The organism is Sorangiineae bacterium MSr11367 (genome assembly GCA_037157805.1).
Classification (GTDB): Bacteria; Myxococcota_A; Polyangia; order Polyangiales; family Polyangiaceae; genus Pendulispora; species Pendulispora rubella.
The window spans coordinates 5,384,826-5,405,514 of sequence record CP089983.1 but is presented as its reverse complement, the minus strand read 5'-3'; the positions used below and the strand labels follow the sequence as shown (position 1 = coordinate 5,405,514).

Genomic DNA, 20,689 nt, shown 5'->3' with positions numbered 1-20,689 from the left:
AATGCGTCACAACCCTGCGGCGCTTGAAACGTCTGAACGTATTAACCTGCCAAACCTGCCCGGCCTGCCCGAGACGAACTTCTTGACTGATCGATCATGAGCGTGCGCGACCTTCACGACATCCACAAAGCCGCGCTCGCTGCCGAAAGGCGCATCCGATTCGGGCGTGCCCTCACCAAAGGGGCGACGGCTCTGGCTGCAGGCTTCCTGGTGGCGGCGGTCACGCTGACCTTGCGCAAGACGGGCATCCTCTCCGAGTGGCCCGCGCGCATTCTGCTGGGGATCGCGGCGCTTCAGGTCATGGCGATCGCGCTGTTTGCCTACACGCGGCCGCTGGCCCAGCGTGCGGGCGCGGTTGCGTTGGATCGGCACCACGGCCTGTCCGACCGGCTTTCGAGCGCGCTGTCGTTTGGCGATCTGCCCGTGTCGGAGCGCACGCCGTTCATGGACGCGGCCATCGCGGACGCGCTCACCTTCGCGGGCAGCGTGGAGCCGAAGAAGGCCGTGCCGCTCGCGGTGCCGCGCGATGCTCCGCTGGCGTTGGGGCTCGGTGTGGCGGTGCTCGTGCTCGCGCTCTTCGAGGTGCGCCATCACGAGGCGCCGACGCAGGCCAAGACCATCGACGCCGTGGAGGTCACCGCGGACGATCTCGACGCGATGCGCGAGTTCCTCCATCAAATGGAGCAAAAGGATCAGAGCGAGGACACCAAGGCGGCGACGGCGGAGTTCAACCAGCTCATCGAAGATCTCGCGGCCAAGCGACTCGATCGCACGGAGGCGTTCCGCCGCATGCAGGCCCTCGAGGACAAGCTCCTCGAGGGGCGCGAGGCCGACGCCAAAGCGCTCGAGGCGGCGCTGCAGAAGATCGGCGAGGAGATGAAGAAGGCCGAGCTGACCAAGAAGGCCGGCGAGGCGCTGGAGAACAAGAACCTCGTCGACGCCGAAAAGCAGCTCCAAGATCTGGCGAAGAAGCTGCGTGAGCAGGGCAAGAACGTCGACAAGGCGCAGCTCGAGAAGATGCGCGAGGCGTTGAAACAGGCCTCGCAGAACCAGGCGAAGCGCGAGGAAGCGCTCGCGCAGAAACGCGAGGAGCTGGAAAAGCAGCTCTTGCAGCAAAAGCAAAAGATGGGCGACGCGGGCGCGAGCGAGCAGGAGAAAAGCTTGCTCAACAAGCGCGAACGCGAGCTGGAGCGCCTTTCTCGCGAGCAGCGCGAGCAGCAGAACGCCGGGCGGCAGCTGGATCGCTTGGACCGCGAGCTGGCGCAGGCCGCGGAGGACCTCTTGAAGGACCTGGGCGCCTCGGCCGACGACTTGGAAAAGGGCGCCGAGGACATCAACCGGATGGCCCAGGAGGAGATGTCGCAGGAGGAAAAGGAGCAACTGCGGCAAAAGATCCAAGAGCTGCGCGAGATGCTGCGTCAACAAGGGCAGGGCGGACAGCAGCAGATGGTGCGGTTGCAACGGTTCCAACAGCGTGCGCGCGGCCAGGGCGGGCAGCAGGGCCAAGGCCAGGGACAAGAGGGCCAGCAGCAGGGCCAAGGCCAGCAAGGGCAGGGCGGACAGCAGGGGCAAGGCCAGCAAGGCCAAGGTGGCCAACAGGGACAGGGCCAGAACGGCCAGGGACAGGGCCAAGGTCAGAACGGGCAGGGGCAGGGCGGCGGCAAAGGTGAAGTCTGGGTCGTCGGGCCGAACGGCGAGAAGATCCTGATGCTCACCAAGGGCCAGGGCCAAGGCGGCGGCGGACAGCAAGGCGGCGGGCAGCAGGGCGGCGGACAGCCCAACCCGAAGGGCTGGGGCCAAGGCCACGACTCCAACGTGCAGGGCGGCGCGACGAACCCCAACGTGGGGACGCAGGATACGCAGGTGGCCGGCCAGGACACGGGCCAAGGCTCGAGCCGCAGCGAAGTCATTCAAGGCGCCGCGGAGCGCGGCTTCGCCAACCGCGGCTACACGAAGGTCTACACGGAGTACCACAACGTCGCCGAGGAATCGCTCAACAAGGACGAGATCCCCGGTGGGTATCGCTTCTACGTGCGCCGTTATTTCCAATTGATTCGCCCGCGCGATTGAACGCGCGCGCGGGAACCTCAGGAACGAGACATGACCGAACCGAATGACCTTTCATCGGACGTGCACGCCCAAGTCGAGCAGTTTCGTCAGCAGATTGCCGTAGCGCGCGAGGAGATCGGGCGCGCCATCATCGGCCACCGCGAGGTCGTCGACGGTGTGCTCACGTGCATGCTCGCCGGTGGCCATGCGCTGCTCGAAGGCGTGCCGGGGCTGGGCAAGACCATGCTCGTGCGCACCCTTTCGGAGGTGATGCACCTCACGTTCTCGCGCATCCAGTTCACGCCCGACTTGATGCCGGCCGACATCCTCGGCACCACGGTCATCGACGAAACGCAGCACGGCGCCAAGGCCTTCGAGTTTCGCAAAGGTCCCATTTTCTCGAACATCGTGCTCGCGGACGAGATCAACCGCGCCACGCCGAAGACGCAGAGCGCCCTGCTCGAAGCCATGCAGGAGCACCGCGTCTCGGTGGGGCGGCAGACGTACACCCTGGACGAGCCGTTCGTCGTTCTGGCGACGCAGAACCCCCTCGAGATGGAGGGCACGTACCCGCTGCCCGAGGCGCAGCTCGACCGGTTTCTCTTCAAGCTGTACGTGCCGTTCCCCAACCGCGAGGAGCTGCACCAGATCCTCGATCTGACCACCGGCGAGTCGCAGGGACGCCGCCGCGAGGTGCTCGACAAGGCCTCCATTTTGGCGATGCAGAAGCTGGTGCGCCAGGTTCCCATCGCGCGGCACGTGCAGGATTACGCCATCCGAGTGCTCCAGGCGACGCACCCCGAGGGGCCGGAAGCCCCGGAAATCGCGAAGCGCTACGTGCGATTCGGCGCCTCGCCGCGCGGGGCGCAGGCGGTGCTCTTGGCGGCGAAGATCCGCGCGCTCTTCGAGGGGCGCTTCGCGGGGAGCATCGACGACGTGCGCGCGGTCGCCCTGCCGGCGCTGCGCCATCGCGTGCTCCTCAATTTCGAGGGCGAGGCCGAGGGCATCAAGAGCGACCAGGTCATCGAGGCCATCTTGAAGTCGGTGGTGGAGACGAAGGCCGGCATGAAGGACGCGGCCGACAAGAAAGGCGTCCACGTTGGGGCTGCTTGAGAGCCTTCGCAACTCCTTCTCGCGCCGCAGCGATGCCGGGGGCTCGCGCGCCAACGAGGACCTGTTCGACGACGATTTTCAGCGAAAGCTCGATTACCTCGCCATCGTGAGCCGGCGTGTGTTCGCCGGCCGCATGCGCGCCGAACGGCGCACCAAGAAGACCGGCAGCGGCGTCGAATTCGCCGACCACCGCGAATACCAACCGGGCGACGACTTTCGATACCTCGATTGGAACGTCTATCAGCGCTTCGATAAGCTCTTATTGCGCCTCTTCGAAGAAGAAGAGGACTTAGCCATCTATTTCATCGTCGACGCCTCGGGGTCGATGGCCTTCGGCACCGGCGACAAGCTTCGCTATGCCAAGCGCATCTGCGCCGCGCTCGCCTACGTGGGCCTCGCCAATTTGGACCGCGTCTGCATCGTCTCGACCAGCGATCGCGTGATGATGCGCATGGCCGAGACGCGCGGCAAAGCCCGCATTTTCAAGGTATTCCGCTTCTTGCGTGAGCTCGAATCCGCGGGCACCACGGACTTGGGCGACGCGCTGAAGACCTTCGTCGCGCAGCACAAACGGCGCGGCCTGGCGGTGCTCATCAGCGATTTGTACGATCCACAGGGCTTCGAGCGCGGCATCAACGTGCTGCGCTACAACAAGTTCGACCCGTTTGTGGTCCACGTCGTGGACAAGGCGGAGGAAAAGCCAAAGCTCTTTGGCGACGTCCTCTTGTACGACTGCGAGACCGGCGACGAACGCGAGGTGACGGTGACCCCGAAGGTGCTCTCGCGCTTTCGTGAGGAGTACGAGAAGTACATCCACGACATCGACCGATTCTGCGCCACTCGGCAGGTTCCTTACGTGCGCGCCGACGTGTCGGTGCCCTTCGATGAGCTCATTTTGCGCGTCTTTCGGCGCGGAGGGTTTCTCCGGTGATCTTCGCGGGGCTTGGCTTTGCCCAGTTGGCCGCCATCTTCGGCATCGCCGGGGCGGCGGTGGTGGGGCTCTATGTGCTGCGCCTGCGGCGGCGCACGGTGGCGATTCCGTTTTCGCCGCTCTGGCAGCGAATCCTCAAGGACAAGGACGCGACGACCCTTTTTTCGCGGTTGAAGCGTCTTTTGTCGCTGCTGCTCCAGCTGGCGCTCCTCGCGCTCTTGGTGTTCGCGCTGGGCGATCCGCGTGCGGCGGCCACCTTGGTCAAAGGGCGGACCTTGGTCGTCCTGGTCGATGCCAGCGCCTCGATGCAGGCGACCGACGTGTCGCCGAACCGGCTCGAGGTGGCCAAGAACGAGGTCAAGGCGATGATCCGCGGCCTGGGCGGCGCCGATCGCATGCTCATCGCGCAGATGGACGCCATGGTGACGCCGCTCGGGCCGATGAGCGGGGACACGTCGGAGCTGGAGCGCGCCCTCGATCAAGTGAAGGCCACCGATGCGCGGGCCGACTTCCCGCGCGCGCTGCGCTTTGCGACGGACACGCTCCGCAACGTGGAGCTGGGCGAAATCGTGGTCGTGTCGGACGGCAACTTGGGGCCGGCGCTCGATGCCTCCGGCCCGGTGCACCTCGGCGACGACAAATTGAGCTTCGTCTCCGTCGGCACCGGAAAGCGCAACGTCGGCATCACGCAGTTTTCCGTGCGGCGCTACCCGCTCGACAAGAGCCGCTACGAGGTGATGCTCGAGGTGACCAACACCGGCCCCGAGCAGCAAGACATCGAGCTTTCGCTGCTGGGCGATGGCAACGTGGTCGATCTGACGAAGCTGCGGCTCATGCCGGGTGAGAGGCTGCCGCGCTTTTACCCCAATTTGTCCGGGGCGAGCCGCACGTTGGAGGCGAAGCTCGGCAACGTCGATGGCACGCACGACAATCTTCCCGCCGACGACCACGCGTACGCGCTGTTGCCGGAGCGGCGCCGGGCCAAGGTGCTCGTGGTGTCCGAGGGCAACACGTACCTCGAGGCCGCGCTGCTGCTCGACGAGTACCTCGAGGTGACGCAGGTCACCCCGGTGGACTACGTGAACAAGCACGGCGGCGGGAGCGGCTTCGACGTGGTCGTCTTCGATCGGGTCACCCCAGCCACGCCGCCGCGGGCGCATGCGCTCTATTTGGATCCGCGCGGGCCGGGATCACCGGTGAAGGTGGAGGCGGAGCTGACTTCGCCAGGTTTCGACAAGATCGACCGAAAGCACCCCATCGTGCGCTTCACGGCGCTCGACGACGTGAACGTAGCCCGCGGGCACAAGCTGGTGCCCGACGTGGCGGCTGGCGACAAAGTGGTGGGCTCCTTCGGGGGGACGTCGCCCATTTTGGTCGCGGGCAGTCGGGGGGCGTACAAATTCGTGGCGCTCGGTTTCGACGTGCGCGACTCCGATCTGCCGCTGCGCGTGGCGTGGCCGTTGTTCCTGCTCAACACAGTGAACTTCTTCACCGACGAGGATGCGCGCTACATCTCGAGCTTCCGCACCGGCGACGTGTGGCGCGTGCCGGTGTCGACGCAAGCGACGGAGGCGACGTTGGCGCTGCCGGGCGGCGCCACAGAACGGGTGCCCGTCCACGAAGGCCGCGCGGTGTACCTCGGTGAGCGGGCCGGGTTTTACGAGCTCACGGCGGGCGACACGGCGTCGACGCCGGAGCAGCCTGCGCCCATCAGTGGGGCGAACAAGACGGCGTTCGCGGCGAATTTGCTCGATGCCGAGGAGAGCACCATTGCGCCGGTGCCGGAGCTGGTCGTCGACGGGAAGACGGCGGGCAAGGTGGAAGGCTTCCACGTGGGCGTGCGCCGTGAAATCTGGATTTACCTGCTCCTGGCGGCGGTGCTTTTGACCGCGCTCGAGTGGGCCACGTACCACCGGAGGATCACGGTATGAGCCCGCGCGTGAAGAAACTCGGGTTCGGTGCGCTGGTCGTCGGCATCGGCATCGCCGGTCTCTATTTGTACCTGCGCTACGTCTGGTACGCCGGGCCGACCCTGGCCTGGGCGCGCGGGGACAAGAATTACGAGCTGCTCTCGCCGCGGATGCTCGGCATCGGGCTTTTGGCGCCGTATTTCCTCTGGATGATCGGCCGCTCCCTGGCCGATCTTCCCATGGTGCAGCGCGTGCTCTCCGTGGTGCTGCGCATGGCCTTCGTGGTGCTGCTGGCCCTGGGGCTCGCACGCCTGGCCCGCACGGCGACGACGCAAAAGGTGTGCACCGTGTACCTCGTCGACGTGTCCGACTCGGTGCCGGATGCGGCCCTGGAAGACGCGCGCGCCGAGATCCAGAAGGGCCTCGCGGCCAAGCCCGGCGATGCGCTGGTGCGGGTCATCACCTTCGCGCGGCGACCGCGCGTGGTGGAGCTTGCCGACGATGCGAAGACGGCACCGGCGCTGGAGCGGCACGGCGAGAAGAACTCGGGGATGGGGGCCGCGACGGATCTGGCCAGTGCGCTGCAGCTCGCCTACGGGCAATACCCCGCGGGGTATCTGCGCCGCGCGGTCATCTTGTCCGACGGCGTGCAGACCGACGGCGACGTGCTCGCGGAGGCCAACCGCGCGCGCCAGTTCGGCGTGAAGATCTTCTCCATCGCCTACCACCGCCCGGTCCCCGGCGAGGTGGCGGTGCGCGAATTGCGCGTGCCCGACAAGGTGCACGTGGGCGAGCCCTTCGAGGTGCACGCGACCGTGTTCACCAGCCGCGCGCAAAAGGTGAAGGGGGTGCTCAAGCAGGGGGAGGCCATCAACGGCCTCGATGGCGTCAAGATGCTCGACTTGAAGCCGGGCGACAACGACGTCTCCTGGAAGAGCGTCGTGCACGTGGCCGGCGAGGTGACCTACGCCCTCGACCTGAGCGACATCGGCGAGGACCACTTCAAGGAGAACAACCGCTACGCGGTCACCGCTGCGGTGCCGGGCCGGCCGGCGGTGCTCTACGTCGAGGGGAACACCGCCCGCGCGAACTACCTTTCCAGCGCGCTTTCCGCGCAGCAATTCGACGTCGACGTGAGGGGCCCGCGCGAGCTGCCCTCGAGCCTGCGCGAGCTGGAGCGCTACGACTTCGTCATCCTGTCGGACGCCCCGGCGGAGGCCGTGTCGCTCACCCAGCAAGAGGCGCTGGAGCAGTACGTGCGCGATCTGGGCGGAGGGTTCCTCTTCGCCGGCGGCGAGCACGGCTACGGTCTGGGCGGGTGGTACCACACCACGGTCGAGCGCATTTTGCCGGTGCGCATGGACTCGGAGAAGCGGCGCGACGAGCCGGGCGTGGCCATGGTGCTCGTGATCGACCGCTCGGGATCGATGAGCGGCATGCCGCTCGAGATGGCCAAGGCCGCCGCCAAGGCCACGGCCGACACGCTGTCGGGCGACGATCTGCTGGAGGTCATCGCCTTCGACTCGCAGCCGACCCGCGTGGTGAAGATGACTCCGGCGAAGCACCGCGCGCGGATTCAGAACGACATTGCGCGGATTCAGCCGGGGGGCGGTACGGAGATCTTCAGCGCCCTCGATGCTGGGTACCAGGCGCTCACCGTGACGCGGGCGCGGCGCAAGCACGTCATCCTGCTCACCGACGGGCAGGCCTCGAACAATGGCATCCGCGATCTGGTGCAGGCCATGGTCGCCGAGGGCATCACCGTTTCGTCGGTGGGCTTGGGCGGCGGGGTGGACGAGACCCTTCTTCGCATGGTGGCCGACATCGGCGGTGGCCGCTTCTACAAGGTGCTCGACCCGCAATCGCTCCCGCGCGTCTTCACACGTGAGACGGAGATGGTGAGTCGCTCGGCCGCCGTGGAGGAGTATTTCCAGCCGCGCGTGGCCACCCCGGCGGACTTCCTGCGCGGTGTCGACGTGCGCAGTGCGCCCTTTTTGCACGGCTACGTCGCGACGAAGATGAAGCCGTCGCCGGCGCAGAAGATCCTCGAGTCGGAGCTGGAAGAGCCCATTCTGGCGCGCTGGCACGTGGGTCTGGGCTGGTCGCTCGCCTGGACCAGCGACGTGAAGAACCTCTGGGCGGTGGAGTGGCTTCGCTGGCCGGGTTACGGGCAATTCTGGGGTCAGTTGGTGCGCGAGCACATGCGGCAAAAGCGCCGGCAGCAGCTGGACATGCGCGCCGAGATCGATCCCGCCACCGGTCACGTGAAGGCTTCCATCGATGCCGTCGGCAGCGACGACAAGTTCCAGAATGGCTTGGAGGGTAAATTCGAGATCACCGGCCCGATGGGCGGGACCTCCGTGCAGGCGGGCGACAAGAACGCCAAGGGCGAGACCAAGAAGACGGTCATGCGGCAGACGGCACCGGGCCGCTACGAGGTGGACTTCCCGCTGGATCGCTACGGTTCGTTCCTCCTGCACGCCGCGCTGGAGAAATCCGTCGACGACGGGAAGGGCGGTACGAAGTCCGCGGTCGTGGCCGAAAGCTTTGGCCACGTGACCAACCCATACCCGCGAGAGTACCTCGCACTGGCCCCCGATACCGTTACGCTCGCGCGCACCGCGGAAGTGACCTCGGGCAAGCTGGATCCGGATCCCAAGACGATCTTCGACCCGGCCGGCGAGACGATTTCCTACCACCAGGACCTCTGGTCCCGATTCATCCTCGCCGCGATCGTGGTCTTCCTGCTCGACCTACTCCTGCGCCGGATCCGCATCTTCGACCGCAAAAAGACCGCCCGCCCCAGCTTCGCCGTCGCGTCGCGATAACGGCTTCCTGAATTTGAACAGGAAGGGGGGAAGGCGGGAAGGGAAACAACGCGAATCCCACCGCGTGCCAAGGCTTTTTTGGGTTTTCAGTTGGCTTCGTGAGCCAAAGGAAAACCCAAATCAGCCTCGGTGCGCGGTGGGATTTGTGCCGTAAATCTCCCCGCCTTCCCCCCTTCCTGTTCAATCCTCTTCGGGCGCGTAGGGCCGGTGCTCGGGTCCGGCAAGTGCTTCTGAGGGCGGAATTTTGGCCGCTTCGTGACTTCCGGCACGGTCGACGGCGGAAATTCCTGTGATAAGAAGCCACCGTGGCTACCACGACCGACCCGACGCTCGACGAACCGCTCCGATCGTATGACGATCTTCTCTCCGTTTTTCGGCAGGCCGAAAAACCATTTTCCGAGTTTCGGATTGGTCCGGAAATGGAAAAGCCTGGCGTCTGCGGGAGGACGTTCGAGCCGATTCGGTACGATGGCGATCGCGGCGTTCTTGCCGTTCTCCAGTATTTCATCGACCAACACGGCTGGCAGCCCGAACGTGAAAACGAGCACGGCCCCATCATCGCGCTGAAACGCGGGCGGGCCTCCATTACCTTGGAGCCCGGTGGCCAGCTCGAACTGAGCGGCGCCGCCATGGACGACGTGCATCAGGTTTGCGCCGAGTTCCGCGGGCACATGCGGGAGCTGAAGCCGATCAGCGACAAGCTCGAGATCCGCTGGCTCGGCGTGGGCTTTCATCCCTTCGCGCGCCGTGAGGATCTGCCCTGGGTCCCCAAGGATCGCTACAAGGTCATGCGCGAGTATCTCCCCAAGCGCGGAGAGTATGCGCTGGACATGATGCAGCGCACGTCCACCGTGCAGGCGAATTACGACTTCTCGAGCGAGCAGGACGCGATGCGCAAGATGCGCGTGGCCCTGGCCCTCGGGCCGCTCACCACGGCGCTGTTCTCGAATAGCCCGTGGCTCGAGGGGAAGCCGCACGGCGGAAAGAGCTACCGCGCGCGCGTTTGGCTCGACGTCGACAACGACCGCGCCGGCTTGGTGGAGCCGCTCTGGCGCCCCGACGCGGGCTACCGCCACTACGCCGAGTGGGCGCTCGACGTCCCCATGTTCCTGGTGAAGCGCAACGGGAAGATCTTCGCCAACACCGGGCAGACGTTCCGCAGCTTCTGGCAAGATGGCTTCGAAGGTTTGAAACCGACGCAGAACGACTGGCAGACGCACCTGAACACCTTGTTTCCCGAGGTGCGACTCAAGAAGACCATCGAGGTGCGCGGCGCCGACGCCCCGTCCTCGCGCCTCGCCTGTGCGCTGCCCGCACTCTGGACGGGTATCTTCTACGATGCGAAGGCGCTCGACGAGGCCGAGGCGCTCACCCGCGATTGGACCTACGCCGAGGTCAGCGCCCTGCGCGCGCGCATCTGGAAAGAGGGACTCCAGGCCATGTTCCGCGAGAGACCTCTCTCCGAGTGGGGTCTGCAGGTGCTCTCCATCGCCGAGGGCGGTCTGCATCGCCGCGACCGCAAGAGCGCCAGCGGCAAAGACGAAAGCGTGCACCTCGTTCCGCTGCGCGAACTCGTCGCCCAGGGCTGTACCCCGGCGGACAAGCTCCTCGATGGGCTTGATCCGCAGGCCCCCGATCTGCGCCGCCAGGTCGTCGAGCGCACCGACTTGATGCTGCCGCGCTGAACTTCCGCCCTCCGAACCACTCGCGAGCTCGACATGGGCCCTAGGGCGGCCGAAGAGGGATTGAACAGGGAGGGGGGGAGGCGGGGAGGGAAACAACGCGAATCCCACCGAGTGCCAAGGCTTTTTAGGTTTTCAGTTGGCTTTGTGAGCCAACGGAAAACCCAAACCAGCCTCGGTGCGCGATGGGATTTGTGCCGTAAACCTCCCCGCCTTCCCCCCTCCCTGTTCAATTCAGGAAGCCGTTATCGCGATGCGACGGTGAAGCTGGGCGGGGTTAAACGACGAAGGGAGCACGTTCCGAAGAACGCGCTCCCTTTTTTCGTCGAGATTTTCGTGCCGAACTACTCGATGTTCTCCACGTAACGGACCAGGGCCGCCACGTCTTCCTTCGAAAGGGCCGAGGTCGAGCCGTGAACGTCCATCTTTCCGTCCTGTAGAACCGCCCAGCCTGCCTCTCCCTCGGCCAGCGCGGGGTGGCCTGGGCCGAGGATGGCTTCCTGGATGGTGGTTGCCATGCCGTGGTGAAGCAGCGCGGCCTGACTCCACACACCGCGGAGCGACGGGGTGTTGATGTGAGGTTGGCCGACCACGTTGCCCGGAATGAAGGTGCGGTCAGGATCTCCCAGGTTGAACTGAATCAGGAGCTTGATTCGCCGATCCTCCTCGGCATTGCTGCCCGGAGACCCTGCTGCCATCGGATCGTCGAACTGCACGCAGTTGTCGGCCTGGAAGCAGAATGGGACGAAGTAATCCAGCGGCCTCGGGTGCACGTTGATTTCGGGGCCCGGCACCGACGGTCGGATGGCGTCGGTCATCGTTTGCGCAAAGCCTTGAATGATGGCGCCGTTGACGTCGATCCGGATGGCTTGGATGCGCGGATCGTTCTGGTAGGTGGCGACGAACTGTTGCAGCCAGCCAGCGCCGCGACCGTGATCCAGTCCGTCGGTGAACTTGCCCGGGGTGTGGCATCCCGCGCAGCCGGCGTTCTGGAAGAGCTGCTGACCCTTTTGGATCTGTGCGGTCATCGCCGGATCGAGCTGACCCGACTTGGACGCGTACTGGAGCGGATTCGGGGGCAGGCGCGGCTCGGCGACGGAGTACGCGTCGATGGCGCGGCTAAGAGCACGGCGTGAGAAGGGGCCGCCCTTCACATCCCGTGTGATGTCCGCGATGCGCTGGTCCATGATGGCGACACCCTGCGCGACGATTTGATCGATCCGCGCCTGGTTCCTGATGAGGGACGAACGCGGACCGGCACTTTGGGGGCGGCATTCGGCGTCTTGGGCGGTCTGCGCCAGGTTGCCCTTCGGGTCGCCGACGCGGTTCTTGGGATTGGAAGAGACTCCATCGATGAAGCCGAACTCGATGAGTTGGCAGTTCGGACGCGTCTGCGCGGCAAAGGCCAAGGAGGTGTAGTTGCCGTTCGCAAACGATCCGTTCCAGAAATACGAATCGGTTTCCATCAGGTTGTGATTCGGCTTCACCTGGTGGTACGCGGTCGGTGCCGTCGCGCCGTTGGCATAGCCGACACCGTCGGTGTCCAGCTCGTCGACGTGGCACGTCGCGCACGACTTGCGGCCCGTGTTCGACCACGAAGCCTCGTAGAAGAACCTCTCGCCGATTTCTACCGTCGTCGCAGGATACGGCGGGTTCGCGTAGTCGAGATCGAGCTTGCCGAGCTTTCGCCCGTCGCGTGAATTCAGGTCACACACCTCGAGTCGCTCGCTCGCCCAATCCGAGACGAAGAGACGACCGTTGTCCTCGTCCAACGCGAGCCCGAAGGGGCGGTGGTCGAGGTGCCACGTCTGCCGGGGTCGCAGCGTGTTGGGTTGGGCGGCGGTGTTGACCTCGAGCTCCTGCACCGTGTCGGTCGCGCCGAGGGCCACGTAGATGCGATCGCCCCTCTTGTTGCGGATGACCGTCGTCGGGACTGCACCGTCGACGACCTTCACCGCATCGTCGAAGTTGGGCTCGCCCGAGTTGTTGTCCGTGTAGTAGTTGAACTGCTCCGGATTGAGATCGATCGGGAGTTGGTAGATGCCGTTGCGCAGATCTTCGAAGTTGTAGCTTCGCGTCCTGTCCTTGAGCGCACCGGGGTGCGCGACGTGCTGCTTTCCGTCGATGCCTTTGACCTTGACCGGGGATCCGGCGACTTGTGTGGGGAGCGTCTCTTCGTCCGCCGGGAGGCCACGATCGACGGTGGTCGTCGTGATGTACACGAGGTCGTTGATGACCGTGAGGTCGGTCGACGCGCCGTTGATGGTCATACGCCCACTGGCCTTGGCGTTCGCGACGTCGATCTTCGCGACCTCACCACCCTTGTTGTTCGCGACGAAAACGTTCTTCTGCGCGTCGTCGACCACGAGTCGGTACGGGTTGTTGCCGACGTCCAAGATCTCCCCGATTTCTTTGACCTCTTTGATGCCCACGACCTGGTCTTGGAAATCGCGCTCGATATCGACCTGGTACTCCAGGACGCTGTGGCGCCAGCGGTTGGCCACCAACATCTTGGCCTTGTCCTTGTTGATGCCATCGTCCGGAACGAAGGCCACATCGGCGCAATAGTAGTGGGTCGGAATTTCGACGGGTTTGCCGTTGGCCTTGAGAATATCGTCGGTCTTGGTGTCGATAATCGAAATGTAGTTCGAATATTGATTGCAGACGAACATCAAGCCGCCCGCCGGATGCAGGGCGAGCCGCTGCGGTCGAATGCCCACCCTGACTCGGTTGATCAACTTCATCCGACCGCTGTTGTTGACGTCGACGATCGTGACCTCGTTGCCAGGCGTGCTGACGTCGCCTCCGAGCGGAATGTAAGCCTTTCCCTGGCCGTCTACGTTGACGTACTTGACGTCGGACGGGTTGCCTCGAAATGGGATTTGCTGCGTGACGAACTTGTCCACGGGGCTGATGATGTCCGTGGCGAGTGCCGGCAAACCGCTTGCGACACGCTCTTCGCTGATTTGTCCCTGAATCTCGGTCAGCTTGCTGTCGGTCGATACGGTTACGTCCGGGGTCGTGTAGTCCGCATTGGTGAAGGGCCGGTTGTCCTCGTTGATGCGTCCTTGCGCCCCCACGGGCAGAAGCTGGAAGGGGGCGACGAGCGAGCTGCGCTTGTAGGTCGTGATCTTGGGCGGCTCGAGGTTCGATGCCGGTACTCGCGCACCCACGCCGATGTTCTTGCAGGAATCCTGCGTTGGATCGCAGAGAGCGTCGCTGCCAAGATCGCCGTGCGACGGGGTCGTGCAGCCGGGGGCGCCCGCGGCGGCGGCCATGACCAGCCCTAGACCGATCGTGAGATATCTCGTTTTGGCCAGCATGTTAGATGCCTCCGTCGGGAGAAAGCTTGATGACGATGTCTTTTTCAGGGATTTTATTTCCGTCCCTATCGGTGATTAGGAGGCTGAATCCGAATTGGTTCGTCCCCCCTGCGCGTTGAAGCATCTTGAGAAGGATTCGCGTGCTCTTCTTGTCGGCCTTGGGCGCGGTGAGATTCGCCACGATCTGGGTGCTCTCGATCGTCTCGTCTTTGACCGCCTCCTGTTGGTCGACGTAAAGCTTGAGTTCGTTGGGAGAGCGAACGGTGATTTTTGCGGAGATATCGTTGGTCGTGAGGTTTACGACGTACGCTGCGGCGAACGCTGCGCGATCGATCTGAACGTTGCGTTGGAAGCGCTCATTGAGATTGATGAAGGTGCTCCTCGAAAAGAAGCCGTCCCAGATGTCGCCTTGGAACGTACGTGTCCCCTGCTTGTCGAAGATGGACGGGGTGATCGTCTCTTCCTTGCCGGGGACGGACGTTTGCTGGTCGATGTTGTTGATGCCGGGGTAGTCACCGCCGAGCAGCCAATTGGTATTGAAGCCGTCCCCAACCAGCCGCAGACCCCGGGCAAAGGTGAGAATGTTGTCGGCTTCGACGGACGAGGCATTGATGAGTTTTCCGCCCGTGTGGTTCCTGCCCGTCGCGAACGGACTCGCCGCCGGATCGGCAATCAGGTTGGTCGGATACAAGAACAGGTAGCTATCCCTGGCCTCCAGGAAGCTCGTGAAATTGGCCGCAGAATTGAAACTGAACAGGAGGCGCGGCTTGTCGCTTGCGCCAGCCACCATCGGAAAGTGCGAGCCGTTCGGCGGTGCCTGGGTCTCCTCGGTCACACCGTGGCAAGCCGTCGTCTCGGCGCACGGACGGCTACCAAGCGTCTGCGTGCTCTCGAAAATCGGGGCGACCTGCCGCGCGAAGAAGGCGAAGTCGAGCGGTGTCGTGGCGGTCTTGGTCGCGTAGAGGAACGACAAGAGACGCTGGTAATTCAGATCGGTGGCGTTTCGGAAGACCGCGTTCCCGGGGTGAGGGGACTTCTTGCAATTGTTTTTGCCGAGGGGGCAGATGAGGATCTGCGATTGAACGGGGTTGGTCGAGTTGACGTAGCAGGCAAAGCTCTTGAGGTTGTCCGCGGCACTCGCGCCTTTCTTGATCGTGAGGGCGCCCGGTTTGTCCTGACCGTGGCACGTGCCGCCCGCGCATCCGTTCCCATTCCCGACTTGGTCCGGGACGTTGTAGTCCTTGTCCCCCGTCAAAATCGGAAGGATGTCGGACTGGAAGGCGCCCACGTTGAACTGGCCAACGGGCACACACCCATTGCCTTGCGGTACGCCGGCATCGCCGGGCTGTCCGGGCGTCGGCTCGGCGGCATCCTTCGCCGCCTTGGCCGCTTGGATCCACCGCAGAAGATCGCCGGTCTGGTCCTCGGTGAACTTCTTGGACCCACCGCCATGCCTGCCCGTTGCGGGGTTCGCTCGCTTGTACACCTCGGAGTTGTTCGGCACGTCCAGATCCACTTTTTTGGTGGCGCTGGTGTAGTCCGTCATTTTCTCGAAATTGGCCTTCTCGTCGTCGCTTTCGGCGGCTGGCGCGGCGACGAGGGTAAACCCGCCTGCACCCCCGCCGTGGCATGCTTGGGCCGTGCAGCCCGTTTCTTCGGCCTTGTCGAGGGCCGGTTGGATTTTCTCTCGGAACACCGCGTAGTCGAAGTAGGACGTCGGACCGACGCCGCCTCCTCCCGCATCTTCTTCGGGCCCGTCGATCGCGGGGTCACCGCTGTTTGATTTACAACTAGCTGTCACCGCAAGCCATGCGGCGATAGATGCCAACCCGGCGATGGTTGCCCGGTTGAATAAAGAGCCGTAGCGCATAGGACCTCCTCCCGGCCGCCCGCATGGCTGCGACGGTGGTTGTCTTGTGAAAAGCATGTTTCGTTGCCTAAGCTCCGCCTATGCACTAGCCGGGCCGAAGCATGATTCCCCGCAGATGGCCGAATTTTCAGTGCTGATAGGCCCGTCGCGCGTGAGTGCTGACTCGGCGTGATTCGCTGCTACGTCGGCGAGGGTGGATCATCCCACCCTGGATCAACGGCACTGCGGCGCTATTGGTTGCAACCCGAAGCGGCGCTTGATGGGCATATGAAACCGGTATAAGAGCCCACCGCCGAACCGCTTTGTTGAAAAGAGCCGCTGGCAACGATCTGGCCGGAGACAGTGGAATAATCCGATGTTCCGCCTTGAATGTGCACCGTGGTCTCGAAGGCCCCACTCCCATCGGGATGAACCCGGAAATAGCCGTGGTCCTTCCCGAACATCCGAGCGCCGTTGGCCATGGTGATGACGCTCGTTCCCTCGTAATTCAGGCGACCGGACTCCATCGCATCGGGCACGAGGGTGTAGAATGTGAATTCGTACTTCGCATCGAGTTCGCCGGCGAGATGCCCGTGCGTGCATGTCCAGATGGGCGATGCGCTGCACGCGGGGCCATGATCGAGCATCGAGGTGAATGGCCCGTCGAGGACGCGGCAAGGGCCCGCATTGGCGTCTGGTGCGAGTGCGCCAAGCGTCAATCCCGACCACACGAGTGCGGCGGTGCTTCTCTTCGTCATGGCTCGACGGCGATCACGTCGCCGAGTCGTCGGCGCAGCGAGCGCGCGGACGGCGGGTTGGCGTAAGAGATCCGAAAGAGCATGAGGTCTGCGTGATCCATGCGCACCTCGAAGAGTTCACGAAAGCGATGCCGCAAGGTGGAGAGCTCCGCCTGCTCCTCGCGGGAGAAGCCGGCGCCGCCCCCGCGTTCGAGGCGCGCGAACATGTAGAGCAACGCCGTCATCGGCTGAATCGCCAGCCGGTGCGCGGTGGCCGTGAGCCACACGTCCTGCATGGCGCGTCCCCCGGCGAAGTAGGCGCGCGGATCCGTTCCCGCGATGCTGAGAAGCCCGACGGCCGACGATGCAAGCAGCGCTTTGCGCGCGGGTAGCTCGAGACCGCGCCCCGCACCGAGCGCGCGCGCCATCTTCATGACGTCGCCGTCGGCCACGAGGTGCAGTCCGACGCGGTCGCCCGGGCCGAGTTCCAGCGTGGCCAGGTCGAGGCCATCCCGCCGCGTGAGCGCGTCCTCGCGCGTCCAGCGGATCTCGCCGACCATCTCGCGGTGCATGGCCGGCGATAGGTACCGCAGGCGATCGCCTTGCCCGAGCACATGGCCCAGTGCCACGCGCACGTCTTCGTCGGTGGCGAGCTGCAACGTCGCGCCTGCGCGTTGCGCCGCCTCGATGAGCGCCGCGCGGTGCGATCGCTCCAGGGGCGCGTACGGCGCAATGCGCCGGTTCGTGGCGCGCTCCGCGATGAAGTCGGCCAGCTCGCTTCGCGGCGTCTCCGTGGACGGCAACGGCTCGACGGAGCAGACGATGCCCGGCTCGGGGAAGGGGACGACGGTCACCGGCCGCCCCAACGCCCGCGCGGCGAGCTCGATGTTGCGGCCCAGCGCCCCGAAGGCCAGGTGCGTGGCCGCATGCTCGACGTCGAGCATGCTCCCCGAACGCGAGCGCTCTTCGTCGTGGAGGCAAAGGATACGGCCGCCCCGGACGACGAACCGCCATGGCTGGCAATTGCCGCCCGACGGGGCCAGGGTGCCGTGAGCGAGAAGCGTCCGCACTTCGTCGATGGAGAAGCGCTCCCCGCGCGCGGAATGCGGAGTCGGCACCAGGTCCGGGACCGGATCGGACGCGGGCGGTGGGCAGGACTCCTCTTGGGGCGCCGGCCGTGGGGTTTCGGCGCCGGCGCCGTCCCGCACGAGCTCCTCCAGGTCCACGAAGAAGCGCCCCGACTCGGTGAACTGCCCGAGCAGGATGCGCCGCGCGGCATCGGCGTTGATCGCGCTGTTGAGCGCGACGGCGGAGGCGAGCTGCGGCCACGTTCCGATGGTCGTGCCCACATCGAGAAAGGAGACCGCCACGCGCTTCGACAGGGTGCGGCCCACGATGGCGAAGGCGATGGGCAGCTTCTCGACCGCGGTCAGCCCGTCGAGTTTTTCGCCGTCGAGCGCTCCGGTCATCCCATGAAAGAGCGGCCTGTCCGGCTCGCGATCGAAGCGCTCGACATCGAGCAATCCGCGATCGCTCGTGCCCATGACCACGGCAATGCGCCGGGCGCGTGCGCGTTCGCGCAGGCGTACCTTCATGCGAAGGTCGTCGCATTCCTCGAAGACGAGATCGAGTCCGTCGAGGAAGGCCTCGATGTTGCCATCGGTAACCCCCTCCGTGAAAATCGTCACGTTCGCGTAGGGGTCGAACTCGAAAATGGTGCGTGCCGTCAGCACCGCCTTGTTGACCCCGAGACCTTGCACGCTGGCGCGCAGCCGGTTCATGTTCGCCAGGGTCAGGTGATCGAAGTCTGCCAGGCGGAGCTCGCCCCCGATGCCTTCGAGCGCCAACGTCACCGCCGTGCTCTGCCCCACGGAGAGACCGACCACGCCAATGACGAACCGGGCGAGCCGCTCCTGCTCGGCCGCCGTGATCTTGTGGCGGTTCACGCCGGAGCGCAGCTCACGAAACTCCGCGGGCGGCAGCACGTGAACCAGGGTGCGGGACCATGGATAGTGAAACCACGTCCCGTACGCCTCGCGCGGCGTGCCGCCGAGGTGCGCCTCGACGCGCGGGCGCAGCTCCTCCTCGCCGAGCTTGCGCGCCGGAGAGCGCAACTGCATCAAGTCGGCGAGTTGGAGGTCGATCGCGTCGTGAACGAGCACGTTGCCGGACGAGACGAGCCCCGCGAGCTCGGGTCCCGCCTGGTAAGCAACCGGCTTCCAATCGCTCGAGCTCGCGGTCACGGTGGTGCGGGCAATGGAGGAGGCAGGGCAGGGATGTCGCGCGGAGCCGCGACTTGGTAAATCTGCTCCAACATTTCTGGCACGAGTTCCCAGCGCAGCAGAATGAGGAACGCGTTCCCCATGTCTTGAAAGCCTGCGTCGAGGGCATGCCCGATATCGCTTCGCCCGTCGCTCCCTTCGAAGTGATAGGTGAACGTCGTCTTTCGATGTGCTTCGTAAAACTCGCCGGCAAACTCGAGGAGCTTCGTCAAAAGCTCCTTCGGTAGAACGCCTTCCCGCAGAGGCACGATGCGAACCGCATCGAGGAGGCTGAAGAGGTGGACGCCTTCGTCGACGAGCTCCACGATGGCCGCCACGACGGGGCCCTCCGCGGTGCGGGCGACGAGCACGTCACGCTTGCGCAAGATCCCGGCATCCCGCCACTCTTCGCCGATTTGCGCGAGGTCGAAGCGATCGGGCACGAAGTCGAGCGCTTCGAGGTAAATCGGATTCTTGGTGCGCGCGAGCACCTCGCACACCATCTTGCGCTCTTCGTCGGTCGCCGTGTCGAAGGTCGCCTCCGGGTACACGGTCCGGCGGTCACCCGGCGCGGCGATCTTCTTCAGCGGACGAATCGGCAAGATGTACGCGCGACCGGTATCGACGTAGCGGCGCGGAATATCGTAGTAGGCGAGGCGCGGAAAGCGTGCCGACTCCTGCACCATGGCCATGAGCCACTCGGTGTTGGGCGAATCGCGGTACGTCCGCGTCATGATGTCCAAATGGATGTCCCGCAGGATCTGCCCGCGCGCCGAGCCCGGGGTGGCCACATGGTTCGGATGCCGTGCGGTCTGGTAGAAGAAGGTGCTGCGCTCGTACGGGCGCACGGCCGAAACGGAGCCCTCCACACCGCGCGCCGAAGGCCGCACGACCTGCGAGCCGAGGTCCGGCGCCCGGGCGATGCGGCGGCAGAACTTCCCGAACCCAGCCTTCTGCGAGAGAAAGTCGCTTTGCGACATCCCCGAGAGCCCGAAGTATCCCGCCCGATCGAGCAGCTCCCACACTTGCTCGGCGAAGCGGCCGTCCGCACGCGTGTTCGGGCTCAGGAGGCGAATCACGTGATCGCGCCAGCGCGCAGCGTCGTCCTCGGAGTGGGGCACGAGAAGGATGCCGGCGATGTCTTCGCCGGACAAGTTGCTGGTGTTGCCCACGTGGCGAATCACACCGCGGAAGTCGAACCGCTCCCGATCGCGCCACTGGATGGAGAGGTCCTTGATGGTCAGGCCCGGGTAGAGCACGTCGGTGAGCCGCTTCGTGTCGAAGGCCACTCCGTCGAAGGATATGTCGGACAGCGGGCGGCGGATGCGCAGTTCGGGCCAGCGCGGGTGCACGAAGGTGATGAACCCTTCGCCCTCGCGCGGGCGCGCGCGGACCCAGGCGCGATTGCGCGCTCTCTCGAGCTCGAGCGGCACCGGCACCGCCATGCGATCGCCGCGCGTCTCCGTGCGGGCCACCGCGAAACGGAAGACCGAGAAGTGGCTCACGATCTCGATGAAGAAGGGTGGCTCGGGCAGGACATCGTCGGTCTGCCACTCGAGTGGCAGGGCCTGATCCGGAGCGATGTCGGCGGGAATCAGCTTGGTCAGCGTCCGCCCATGCGGCGACACCGCGCGCGCCGGGCAGCGGTTGGCCATGAGCGCGCGCAGCACTTCGCGCAGCCGACGTGGGTCGGCGATGACTTCATGCTCGCGTGGCCGCACGACGTCATTTTGAACCGCGAGCCCGCGAGCGCGGAGTCGGTCGATGAGCGAGAGCAACTCGCGCACCGCTTGGAGCGGCAGTTCTTTGACGGCGTAGTCGACGACGGGGCCGGATGGCGAGGGAACGACATCGACGATCTCGCCGAGGATCGGTTCGACATCCGCGTGCAGCTCCAGCAAGTGCCGTGAGCCGACGCCGGGTTCGCAAGGAGAATCCATGCGAGCTTGGAGCGTTTCCGCGTCGAGGGCGAGAACACGAAAGGTTCTCGCTTCGTCGAGGTCTTT

11 protein-coding genes are annotated in these 20,689 nt (G+C 65.0%); 6 read left to right on the top strand and 5 right to left on the bottom strand.

Annotated features, from left to right (window positions below; all coding sequences use genetic code 11):
* The first annotated feature begins 96 nt into the window (after positions 1-96).
* The 6 genes from LVJ94_21000 (at position 97) to LVJ94_20975 (ending at position 10,516) form a co-directional block, all read left to right on the top strand.
* Complete coding sequence (locus tag LVJ94_21000; GenBank protein WXB09695.1) at positions 97-2,070, top strand: hypothetical protein; 1,974 nt, start codon at positions 97-99, stop codon at positions 2,068-2,070.
* A 30-nt stretch (positions 2,071-2,100) separates the two neighbouring features.
* A complete protein-coding gene (locus LVJ94_20995; GenBank protein ID WXB09694.1) occupies positions 2,101-3,162 on the top strand; it encodes a MoxR family ATPase in 1,062 nt (353 codons plus the stop codon).
* The gene (locus tag LVJ94_20990) at positions 3,149-4,093 is read left to right on the top strand and encodes a DUF58 domain-containing protein (protein ID WXB09693.1); all 945 of its coding nucleotides are present in this window, start codon (positions 3,149-3,151) and stop codon (positions 4,091-4,093) included. Before LVJ94_20995 ends, LVJ94_20990 begins: the two co-directional genes overlap by 14 nt.
* A complete protein-coding gene (locus LVJ94_20985; GenBank protein ID WXB09692.1) occupies positions 4,090-6,024 on the top strand; it encodes a VWA domain-containing protein in 1,935 nt (644 codons plus the stop codon). The genes LVJ94_20990 and LVJ94_20985 overlap by 4 nt, the downstream gene beginning before the upstream one ends.
* Positions 6,021-8,831: a VWA domain-containing protein gene (locus LVJ94_20980; GenBank protein ID WXB09691.1), complete on the top strand. Its 2,811-nt coding sequence runs from the start codon at positions 6,021-6,023 to the stop codon at positions 8,829-8,831. Before LVJ94_20985 ends, LVJ94_20980 begins: the two co-directional genes overlap by 4 nt.
* Positions 8,832-9,136: 305 nt before the next feature.
* On the top strand, positions 9,137-10,516 hold the full coding sequence (locus LVJ94_20975; protein ID WXB09690.1) for a glutamate--cysteine ligase: 1,380 nt from the start codon (positions 9,137-9,139) through the stop codon (positions 10,514-10,516).
* Between the two features lie 341 nt (positions 10,517-10,857).
* Here LVJ94_20975 and LVJ94_20970 read toward each other — a convergent pair whose 3' ends face one another.
* The 5 genes from LVJ94_20970 to LVJ94_20950 form a co-directional block, all read right to left on the bottom strand.
* Positions 10,858-13,836, bottom strand: a complete 2,979-nt coding sequence (locus LVJ94_20970) for a hypothetical protein (GenBank protein ID WXB09689.1) — start codon at positions 13,834-13,836, stop codon at positions 10,858-10,860.
* 1 nt (position 13,837) lies between these two features.
* Positions 13,838-15,637, bottom strand: coding sequence for a hypothetical protein (locus LVJ94_20965; protein ID WXB09688.1), 1,800 nt, complete (start codon positions 15,635-15,637; stop codon positions 13,838-13,840).
* A gap of 299 nt (positions 15,638-15,936) precedes the next feature.
* Positions 15,937-16,443, bottom strand: a complete 507-nt coding sequence (locus tag LVJ94_20960; GenBank protein ID WXB09687.1) for a hypothetical protein — start codon at positions 16,441-16,443, stop codon at positions 15,937-15,939.
* A complete protein-coding gene (locus tag LVJ94_20955) occupies positions 16,440-18,665 on the bottom strand; it encodes an Rv1355c family protein (GenBank protein ID WXB09686.1) in 2,226 nt (741 codons plus the stop codon). The genes LVJ94_20960 and LVJ94_20955 overlap by 4 nt, the downstream gene beginning before the upstream one ends.
* Positions 18,662-20,623, bottom strand: coding sequence for a hypothetical protein (locus LVJ94_20950; GenBank protein ID WXB09685.1), 1,962 nt, complete (start codon positions 20,621-20,623; stop codon positions 18,662-18,664). The genes LVJ94_20955 and LVJ94_20950 overlap by 4 nt, the downstream gene beginning before the upstream one ends.
* Positions 20,624-20,689 lie beyond the last annotated feature (66 nt).